9 protein-coding genes and 1 pseudogene are annotated in these 9,567 nt (G+C 40.2%); all 10 read left to right on the top strand.

The window, feature by feature from the left end; all coding sequences use genetic code 11:
- Positions 1 to 32 precede the first annotated feature (32 nt).
- Complete coding sequence (rpmG, locus tag HT691_RS01525; protein WP_001809104.1) at positions 33 to 182, top strand: 50S ribosomal protein L33; 150 nt, start codon at positions 33 to 35, stop codon at positions 180 to 182.
- 39 nt (positions 183 to 221) lie between these two features.
- Positions 222 to 455 (top strand): preprotein translocase subunit SecG, encoded by a 234-nt coding sequence (gene secG / locus HT691_RS01520; RefSeq protein ID WP_000282517.1) that lies wholly within the window; start codon positions 222 to 224, stop codon positions 453 to 455.
- A gap of 261 nt (positions 456 to 716) precedes the next feature.
- Complete coding sequence (gene rnr, locus HT691_RS01515; RefSeq protein ID WP_138705911.1) at positions 717 to 3,071, top strand: ribonuclease R; 2,355 nt, start codon at positions 717 to 719, stop codon at positions 3,069 to 3,071.
- On the top strand, positions 3,034 to 3,501 hold the full coding sequence (gene smpB / locus HT691_RS01510) for an SsrA-binding protein SmpB (protein WP_001051750.1): 468 nt from the start codon (positions 3,034 to 3,036) through the stop codon (positions 3,499 to 3,501). Before rnr ends, smpB begins: the two co-directional genes overlap by 38 nt.
- A gap of 15 nt (positions 3,502 to 3,516) precedes the next feature.
- Positions 3,517 to 4,338, top strand: a complete 822-nt coding sequence (gene tehB / locus HT691_RS01505; protein WP_138705912.1) for an SAM-dependent methyltransferase TehB — start codon at positions 3,517 to 3,519, stop codon at positions 4,336 to 4,338.
- Between the two features lie 111 nt (positions 4,339 to 4,449).
- Entirely contained in the window at positions 4,450 to 5,403 is a 954-nt protein-coding gene (locus tag HT691_RS01500) for a competence protein CoiA family protein (RefSeq protein ID WP_000495916.1), read from the top strand.
- Positions 5,404 to 5,421: 18 nt separating this feature from the next.
- Positions 5,422 to 7,224, top strand: a complete 1,803-nt coding sequence (gene pepF / locus HT691_RS01495) for an oligoendopeptidase F (protein WP_000244148.1) — start codon at positions 5,422 to 5,424, stop codon at positions 7,222 to 7,224.
- 1 nt (position 7,225) lies between these two features.
- On the top strand, positions 7,226 to 7,939 hold the full coding sequence (locus HT691_RS01490) for an O-methyltransferase (protein ID WP_007285038.1): 714 nt from the start codon (positions 7,226 to 7,228) through the stop codon (positions 7,937 to 7,939).
- Between the two features lie 66 nt (positions 7,940 to 8,005).
- Positions 8,006 to 8,947, top strand: coding sequence for a peptidylprolyl isomerase PrsA (prsA, locus tag HT691_RS01485; RefSeq protein ID WP_000727950.1), 942 nt, complete (start codon positions 8,006 to 8,008; stop codon positions 8,945 to 8,947).
- A 306-nt stretch (positions 8,948 to 9,253) separates the two neighbouring features.
- Positions 9,254 to 9,349 (top strand): annotated as a pseudogene (locus HT691_RS01480) (IS630 family transposase); the annotation flags it as partial.
- Positions 9,350 to 9,567: the final 218 nt, after the last annotated feature.

Raw genomic sequence — 9,567 nt, 5'->3', positions numbered from 1 at the left:
GCAGGAAGTCTAATAAAAGTAAAGGAAATCTAGTGCGAGTAAAAATTAATCTCAAATGCTCCTCTTGTGGCAGTATCAATTACCTAACCAGTAAAAATTCAAAAACCCATCCAGACAAGATTGAGGTTTTAAAGTATTGTCCCAAGGAAAGAAAAGTAACCCTACATCTTGAATCTAAGTAGATTTTATGGTAAAATAATAGGGATTGTAAGGAGTTTGATATGTATAACCTATTATTAACCATTTTATTAGTATTATCTGTTGTGATTGTGATTGCGATTTTCATGCAACCAACTAAAAACCAATCCAGCAATGTATTTGATGCCAGCTCAGGTGATTTGTTTGAACGCAGTAAAGCACGCGGTTTCGAAGCTGTGATGCAGCGTTTGACAGGGATTTTAGTCTTTTTCTGGCTAGCCATTGCCTTAGCATTGACGGTATTATCAAGTAGATAAGAAAATAATGGGCAGGACTAGGTCTTTGCCTCTTTTTGTTTTTATATTCTTCAAAAATCTCTTCAAACCACGTCAGCTTTCATCTGCAATCTCAAAACAGTATTTTGAGCTGACTTCGTCAGTTCTATTCACAACCTCAAAACGGTGTTTTGAGCAACCTGCGGCTAGCTTTTTAGTTTGCTCTTTGATTTTTATTGAGTATGAAAGGATGTTTGAGAAGGTTTTACAGTAAAAGAAAATTAAAAAATCTAGAAAGAAAATATGAAAGATAGAATAAAAGAATATTTACAAGATAAGGGAAAGGTGACTGTTAATGATTTGGCTCAGGCTTTGGGAAAAGATAGTTCCAAGGATTTTCGTGAGTTGATTAAAACCTTGTCCCTAATGGAAAGAAAGCATCAGATACGCTTTGAAGAAGATGGTAGTCTGACATTAGAAATTAAGAAAAAACATGAGATTACCCTCAAGGGGATTTTTCATGCCCATAAAAATGGCTTTGGCTTTGTTAGTCTGGAAGGCGAGGAGGACGACCTTTTTGTAGGAAAAAACGATGTCAACTATGCTATTGATGGTGATACCGTTGAGGTAGTGATTAAGAAAGTCGCTGACCGCAATAAGGGAACAGCAGCAGAAGCAAAAATTATTGATATCTTAGAACACAGTTTGACAACTGTTGTAGGTCAAATCGTTCTGGATCAGGAAAAACCTAAGTATGCAGGCTATATCCGTTCGAAAAATCAGAAAATCAGCCAACCCATCTATGTTAAGAAACCAGCCCTTAAACTGGAGGGAACAGAAGTTCTCAAGGTCTTTATCGATAAATACCCAAGCAAGAAACATGATTTCTTTGTCGCGAGTGTTCTCGATGTGGTGGGACACTCAACAGATGTCGGAATTGATGTTCTTGAGGTCTTGGAATCAATGGACATTGTATCCGAGTTTCCAGAAGCTGTTGTCAAGGAAGCAGAAAGTGTGCCTGATGCTCCGTCTAAAAAGGATACGGAAGGTCGTCTGGATCTAAGAGATGAGATTATCTTTACCATCGATGGTGCTGACGCCAAGGACTTGGACGATGCGGTGCATATCAAGGCCTTGAAAAATGGAAATCTGGAGCTTGGTGTTCACATCGCAGATGTTTCCTACTATGTGACCGAGGGGTCTGCCCTTGATAAGGAAGCTCTTAACCGCGCAACTTCTGTCTATGTGACTGACCGTGTGGTTCCAATGCTTCCAGAACGACTATCAAATGGCATCTGTTCTCTCAATCCCCAAGTTGACCGTCTGACCCAGTCTGCCATTATGGAGATTGATAAACATGGTCGTGTGGTCAACTATACCATTACACAAACAGTTATCAAGACCAGTTTTCGTATGACCTATAGCGATGTCAATGATATCCTAGCAAGCGACGAGGAAAAGAGACAAGAGTATCAGAAAATTGTTCCTAGTATCGAACTTATGGCCAAACTTCACGAAAGGCTAGAAAACATGCGTGTGAAACGTGGAGCCCTCAATTTAGATACCAATGAAGCCAAGATTTTAGTGGATAAACAAGGTAAGCCTGTTGATATCGTTCTTCGTCAGCGTGGTGTTGCCGAGCGGATGATTGAGTCTTTTATGTTGATGGCCAATGAAACAGTTGCCGAGCATTTCAGCAAGCTGGACCTACCTTTTATCTATCGAATTCACGAGGAGCCTAAGGCTGAAAAGGTTCAGAAGTTTATTGATTATGCTTCGAGTTTCGGTATTCGAATCTATGGGACTGCTAGTGAAATGAGTCAAGAGGCACTTCAAGATATTATGCGAGCAGTTGAGGGGGAACCTTATGCAGATGTATTGTCCATGATGCTTCTTCGCTCCATGCAGCAGGCTCGTTATTCGGAGTATAATCACGGGCATTATGGACTTGCGGCTGACTATTATACTCACTTTACTAGTCCGATTCGTCGTTATCCAGACCTTCTTGTTCACCGTATGATTCGGGATTACGGCCGTTCTAAGGAAATAGCAGAGCATTTTGAACAAGTGATTCCAGAGATTGCGACCCAGTCTTCCAACCGTGAACGTCGTGCCATAGAAGCTGAGCGTGAAGTCGAAGCCATGAAAAAGGCTGAGTATATGGAAGAATACGTGGGTGAAGAGTATGATGCAGTTGTATCAAGTATTGTCAAATTCGGTCTCTTTGTCGAATTGCCAAACACAGTTGAAGGCTTGATTCACATCACTAATCTACCTGAATTTTATCATTTCAATGAGCGTGATTTGACTCTTCGTGGAGAAAAATCAGGTATCACTTTCCGAGTGGGTCAGCAGATCCGTATCCGTGTTGAAAGAGCGGATAAAATGACTGGAGAGATTGATTTTTCATTCGTACCTAGTGAGTTTGATGTGATTGAAAAAGGCTTGAAACAGTCTAGTCGTAGTGGCAGAGGGCGTGGTTCAAATCGTCGTTCGGATAAGAAGGAAGACAAGAGAAAATCAGGACGCTCAAATGATAAGCGTAAGCATTCACAAAAAGACAAGAAGAAAAAAGGAAAGAAATCTTTTTACAAGGAAGTAGCTAAGAAAGGAGCCAAGCATGGCAAAGGGCGAGGGAAAGGTCGTCGCACAAAATAAAAAGGCACGCCACGACTATACAATCGTAGATACGCTAGAGGCAGGGATGGTCCTGACTGGAACTGAAATCAAGAGTGTACGAGCTGCTCGAATTAATCTCAAGGATGGCTTTGCTCAAGTGAAAAATGGAGAAGTTTGGCTGAGCAATGTTCATATCGCGCCTTACGAAGAGGGCAATATCTGGAACCAGGAACCAGAACGTCGTCGTAAACTCCTGCTCCATAAAAAGCAAATTCAAAAATTGGAACAAGAGACCAAAGGGACAGGAATGACCTTAGTTCCCCTTAAGGTCTATATAAAAGATGGCTACGCTAAGCTTCTTTTAGGACTTGCCAAAGGGAAGCATGACTATGACAAACGGGAGTCTATCAAACGTCGTGAGCAAAATCGAGATATCGCGCGTGTGATGAAAGCTGTTAATCAGCGATAAAAAGAGGAATTGAAAATGGAAAAATTAGTTGCCTATAAACGCATGCCTTTGTGGAATAAACAAACAATGCCTGAAGCTGTTCAGCAAAAGCACAATACAAAAGTTGGGACTTGGGGGAAAATTACTGTCTTGAAGGGAGCTCTCAAGTTTATTGAATTGACAGAAGAAGGGGAAGTTCTAGCTGAACACCTCTTTGAAGCAGGGGCAGACAATCCAATGGCCCAACCTCAAGCCTGGCACCGAGTGGAAGCTGCCACAGATGATGTGGAATGGTACTTGGAATTTTATTGTAAACCTGAGGATTATTTTGCTAAAAAATACAATACCAATCCTGTTCATTCAGAGGTCCTAGAGGCCATGCAGACAGTGAAACAAGGGAAAGCTTTGGATTTGGGTTGTGGTCAGGGGCGTAATTCTCTTTTTCTAGCCCAGCAAGATTTTGATGTGACGGCTGTAGATCAAAATGGACTGGCTCTTGAAATCTTGCAAAGCATTGTGGAGCAGGAAGATTTGGACATGCCTGTTGGCCTTTACGATATCAATTCAGCTAGCATTGGACAAGAATATGATTTTATCGTATCAACTGTTGTTCTCATGTTTCTACAAGCAGACTGCATTCCAGCTATTATTCAAAATATGCAGGATAAAACCAGTGTTGGTGGCTATAATCTTATCGTTTGTGCTATGGACACGGAGGATTATCCTTGCTCAGTGAACTTCCCATTCACCTTTAAAGAAGGGGAATTGGCAGACTATTACAAGGATTGGGAATTGGTTAAGTACAATGAAAATCCAGGCCATTTGCACCGTCGCGATGAAAATGGCAATCGTATTTAACTACGCTTTGCGACCATGCTAGCCAAGAAAATCAAATAAAAATGAATGAAGATTAGGAATTTTCCTGATCTTTTTTCTTTTTTACGAATAATATAGAAAAGGAGGGAAATCATGTTTGTTGCGAGAGATGCTAGGGGAAAATTGGTAAATGTGTTAGAGGATAAGCTTGAGAAGCAAGCATACACCTGCCCAGCTTGTGGAGGTCAGCTTCGTTTGCGTCAAGGACCAAGTGTACGGACCCATTTTGCCCATAAATCCTTAAAAGACTGTGATTATTCCTCTGAAAATGAAAGTTCAGAACATCTGGCCAATAAGGAATCACTTTATCACTGGTTGAAAAAAGATTCAGAGGTTCAATTAGAATACCTGCTTCCAGAACTTAAACAGATTGCGGATGTGTTTGTAAATGGCAATCTAGCTTTAGAGGTTCAATGTAGTCCCTTGCCACAAAAAGTTCTTAAAGAGCGCAGTGAGGGTTATCGTAGCCAGGGTTACCAAGTACTGTGGCTACTGGGAGAAAAACTTTGGCTCAAGGAGCGTTTGACTCGTCTGCAACAAGGTTTTCTCTATTTTAGTCAAAACATGGGCTTTTATGTTTGGGAAGTAGACAAGGGAAAGCAGATTTTAAGGCTTAAATATCTCATACACCAGGATCTTCGAGGTAAACTCCATTATCAAATCAAGGAATTTCCCTGTGGTCAAGGTAGTCTACTGGAGATATTACGTTTTCCCTATAAGAAACAAAAAATATCTCATTTTACAGTTTCTGAGGATAAGGACATCTGTTGTTATATCCGGCAACAACTGTACTATCAAAATCCCATTTGGATGAAAGAACAAGCAGAAGCCTATCAAAAGGGAGAAAATGTCCTGACTTATGGGCTGAAAGAATGGTATCCACAAATTCGACCACTAGTAGGTGATTTTTGCCAAATTGAGAAGGATTTGACCAGCTATTATCAGTATTTTCAAATCTATTACCAAGAAAATCCTCAAAATGATTGGCAAAAGCTTTATCCACCAGCCTTTTATCAGCAATATTTCTTGAAAAATATGGTAGAATAGAAAGGATGGAGGAATCTAATGGTATTACAAAGAAACGAAATAAATGAAAAAGATACATGGGATCTATCAACGATCTACCCAACTGACCAGGCTTGGGAAGAAGCCTTAAAAGATTTAACAGAACAGCTGGAGACAGTAGCCCAGTATGAAGGCCATCTCTTGGATAGTGCGGATAGCCTACTCGAAATTACTGAATTTTCTCTTGAAATGGAACGCCAGATGGAGAAGCTTTACGTTTATGCTCATATGAAGAATGATCAGGATACACGTGAAGCTAAGTATCAAGAGTACTATGCCAAAGCAATGACACTCTATAGTCAGCTAGACCAAGCCTTTTCATTCTATGATCCTGAATTTATGGAAATTAGTGAAAAGCAGTATGCTGACTTTTTAGAGTCTCAACCAAAATTGCAGGTTTATCAACACTATTTTGACAAGCTTTTGCAAGGAAAGGATCATGTTCTTTCACAACGCGAAGAAGAATTATTAGCTGGAGCTGGAGAAATCTTTGGTTCAGCAAGCGAAACCTTCGCTATTTTGGACAATGCGGATATTGTGTTCCCTTATGTCCTCGACGATGATGGTAAGGAAGTTCAGCTATCTCATGGGACCTACACACGTTTGATGGAGTCTAAAAATCGTGAGATTCGCCGTGGGGCCTATCAAGCCCTTTATGCGACTTACGAACAATTCCAACACACCTATGCTAAAACCTTGCAAACCAATGTTAAGGTGCAAAACTATCGTGCTAAAGTTCGCAACTACAAGAGCGCTCGTCATGCAGCCCTAGCGGCTAATTTTGTTCCAGAAAATGTTTATGACAATTTGGTAGCAGCAGTTCGCAAGCATTTGCCACTCTTGCATCGTTACCTTGAACTTCGTTCAAAAATCTTGGGAATTTCAGATCTCAAGATGTACGATGTCTACACACCACTTTCATCTGTTGAATATAGTTTTACCTACCAAGAAGCCTTGAGAAAAGCAGAAGATGCCTTGGCAGTCTTGGGTGAGGATTACTTGAGCCGTGTTAAACGTGCCTTCAGCGAGCGTTGGATTGATGTTTACGAAAACCAAGGAAAGCGTTCAGGTGCCTATTCTGGTGGTTCTTACGATACCAATGCCTTTATGCTTCTTAACTGGCAGGACAATCTGGACAATCTCTTTACTCTTGTTCATGAAACAGGTCACAGTATGCATTCAAGCTATACTCGTGAAACGCAACCTTATGTTTACGGAGATTATTCGATCTTCTTGGCTGAGATTGCCTCAACGACCAATGAAAATATCTTGACGGAGAAATTATTGGAAGAAGTGGAAGACGATGCAACGCGCTTTGCTATTCTCAATAACTTCCTAGACGGTTTCCGTGGGACAGTTTTCCGCCAAACTCAATTTGCTGAGTTTGAACACGCGATTCACCAAGCGGATCAAAATGGTGAAGTCTTGACAAGCGATTTCTTAAATAAACTCTATGCTGACTTGAACCAAGAGTATTATGGTTTGAGTAAGGAAGACAATCCGGAAATCCAATACGAGTGGGCTCGGATTCCACACTTCTACTATAACTACTATGTATACCAATATTCAACAGGCTTTGCGGCGGCCTCAGCCTTGGCTGAAAAAATTGTCCATGGTAGTCAAGAAGACCGTGACCGCTATATCGACTACCTCAAGGCAGGTAAATCTGACTATCCACTTAATGTCATGAGAAAAGCTGGCGTTGATATGGAGAAGGAAGACTATCTCAACGATGCCTTTGCAGTCTTTGAACGTCGTTTGAATGAGTTTGAAGCCCTTGTTGAAAAATTGGGATTGGCGTAAGATGGTTGAATCGTATAGTAAAAATGCCAACCATAACATGCGTCGCCCTGTCGTCAAGGAAGAAATTGTAGACTTGATGCGTCAGCGTCAAAAGCAAGTCACAGGTTCCTTGAAAGAATTGGAAGACTTTGCCCGCAAGGAAAATATTCCCATTATTCCCCATGAAACGGTTGTTTATTTCAGGTTTCTCATGGAAACCATGCAACCTAAAAACATTCTGGAAATTGGGACGGCTATCGGTTTTTCAGCTCTCTTGATGGCAGAGCATGCGCCAAATGCTAAGATTACAACCATTGACCGTAATCCAGAAATGATTGGTTTTGCCAAGGAAAATTTTGCCCAGTTTGACAGTCGCAAGCAAATCACTCTCCTAGAGGGAGATGCGGTAGACGTCTTATCTACACTGACAGAGTCTTATGATTTCGTCTTTATGGATTCTGCCAAGTCTAAATACATCGTCTTTCTGCCAGAAATCCTCAAACATTTGGAAGTTGGAGGTGTGGTTGTCTTGGATGATATTTTTCAAGGTGGTGATGTTGCCAAGGACATTATGGAAGTTCGTCGTGGCCAGCGAACCATTTATCGAGGACTTCAAAGACTATTTGATGCAACCTTAGACAATCCAGGACTCACCGCAACATTAGTACCTCTGGGGGACGGCATTCTCATGCTTCGTAAAAATGTAGCAGATGTTCAATTGCCTGACAGCGAATGATTTTCAGAAAAATTTAAGAAAATATAGTAAAATAGATAGAGTAACACTTATCTCAAAGGAGTAGACATGAAGAAAAAACTATTGGCAGGTGCCATTACACTATTATCAGTAGCAACTTTAGCAGCTTGTTCGAAAGGTTCAGAAGGGGCAGACCTTATCAGCATGAAAGGGGATGTCATCACAGAACATCAATTTTATGAGCAAGTGAAAAGCAACCCTTCAGCCCAACAAGTCTTGTTAAATATGACCATCCAAAAAGTTTTTGAAAAACAATATGGCTCAGAGCTTGATGATAAAGAGGTTGATGATACTATTGCCGAAGAAGAAAAACAATATGGTGAAAACTACCAACGTGTCTTGTCACAAGCAGGTATGACTCTTGAAACACGTAAAGCTCAAATTCGTACAAGTAAATTAGTTGAGTTGGCAGTTAAGAAGGCAGCAGAAGCTGAATTGACAGATGATGCTTACAAGAAGGCCTTTGACGAATACACTCCAGATGTAACGGCTCAAATCATCCGTTTGGACAATGAAGACAAGGCCAAAGAAGTTCTCGAAAAAGCCAAGGCAGAAGGTGCTGATTTTGCTCAATTAGCCAAAGATAACTCAACTGATGAAAAAACAAAAGAAAATGGTGGAGAAATTACCTTTGATTCTGCTTCAACGGAAGTACCTGAGCAAGTCAAGAAAGCCGCTTTCGCTTTAGATGTAAACGGCGTTTCTGATGTGATTACAGCAACTGGCACACAAGCCTACAGTAGCCAATATTACATTGTAAAACTCATTAAGAAAACAGAAAAATCATCTAATATTGATGACTACAAAGAAAAATTAAAAACTGTTATCTTGACTCAAAAACAAAATGATTCAACATTTGTTCAAAGCATTATCGGAAAAGAATTGCAAGCAGTCAATATCAAGGTTAAGGACCAAGCCTTCCAAAATATCTTTACCCAATATATCGGTGGTGGAGATTCAAGCTCAAGCAGTAGTACATCAAACGAATAGTCCAAATCAATAAGTCAGGGAAAAAACTCGACTTCAGGAAAAAATGAAGTAAATCTTCCCACAATAAAACGCATAGTACAAGGTTTTCAATACCTGATATTATGCGTTTTTTGATTTTAAAGACTTTTTGACTAGCCCCATTTTTTAACTTAATACTCAGTGAAAAGCAAAGATTAAACTAGGAAGCTAGCTGTAGGCTGCTCAAAGAACAGCTTTGAGGTTGCAGATAAGTCTTATGAGGTCACCAACATATATAATGTGAAGCTGACGTGGTTTGAATAGATTTTAGAAGAGTATGAGTTGGAAGTTTTAATGGATAATGCAAGATTCCATAGAATGGGTAAGCTAGAGTTCTTATGTGAAGAGTTTGGGCATAAACTTTTACCTCTTCCTCCCTACTCATCTTATACTCAATGAAAATCAAAGAGCAAACTAGGAAACTAGCCGCAGGTTGCTCAAAGCACCGCTTTGAGGTTGCAGATAGAACTGACGAAGTCAGTAACATATATCTACGGCAAGGCGAAGCTGACGTGGTTTGAAGAGATTTTCGAAGAGTATTAGAATTATAAAAAACGCATAATATCAGATGTAGAAAAATTTGATACTATGCATTTTATCAT

It is taken from the genome of Streptococcus sp. 477, from assembly GCF_013277295.1.
GTDB lineage: Bacteria > Bacillota > Bacilli > Lactobacillales > Streptococcaceae > Streptococcus > Streptococcus pseudopneumoniae.
Note: the sequence above shows the minus strand (reverse complement) of the source record. Positions and strands in the feature narration are given on the sequence as shown.

Coding starts and splice junctions, on each gene's coding strand:
- secG (WP_000282517.1), top strand. CDS start 222: ATGTATAACCTATTATTAACCATTTTATTAGTATTATCTGTTGTGATT.
- tehB (WP_138705912.1), top strand. CDS start 3,517: ATGGAAAAATTAGTTGCCTATAAACGCATGCCTTTGTGGAATAAACAA.
- pepF (WP_000244148.1), top strand. CDS start 5,422: ATGGTATTACAAAGAAACGAAATAAATGAAAAAGATACATGGGATCTA.
- prsA (WP_000727950.1), top strand. CDS start 8,006: ATGAAGAAAAAACTATTGGCAGGTGCCATTACACTATTATCAGTAGCA.
- HT691_RS01500 (WP_000495916.1), top strand. CDS start 4,450: ATGTTTGTTGCGAGAGATGCTAGGGGAAAATTGGTAAATGTGTTAGAG.
- HT691_RS01490 (WP_007285038.1), top strand. CDS start 7,226: ATGGTTGAATCGTATAGTAAAAATGCCAACCATAACATGCGTCGCCCT.
- smpB (WP_001051750.1), top strand. CDS start 3,034: ATGGCAAAGGGCGAGGGAAAGGTCGTCGCACAAAATAAAAAGGCACGC.
- rnr (WP_138705911.1), top strand. CDS start 717: ATGAAAGATAGAATAAAAGAATATTTACAAGATAAGGGAAAGGTGACT.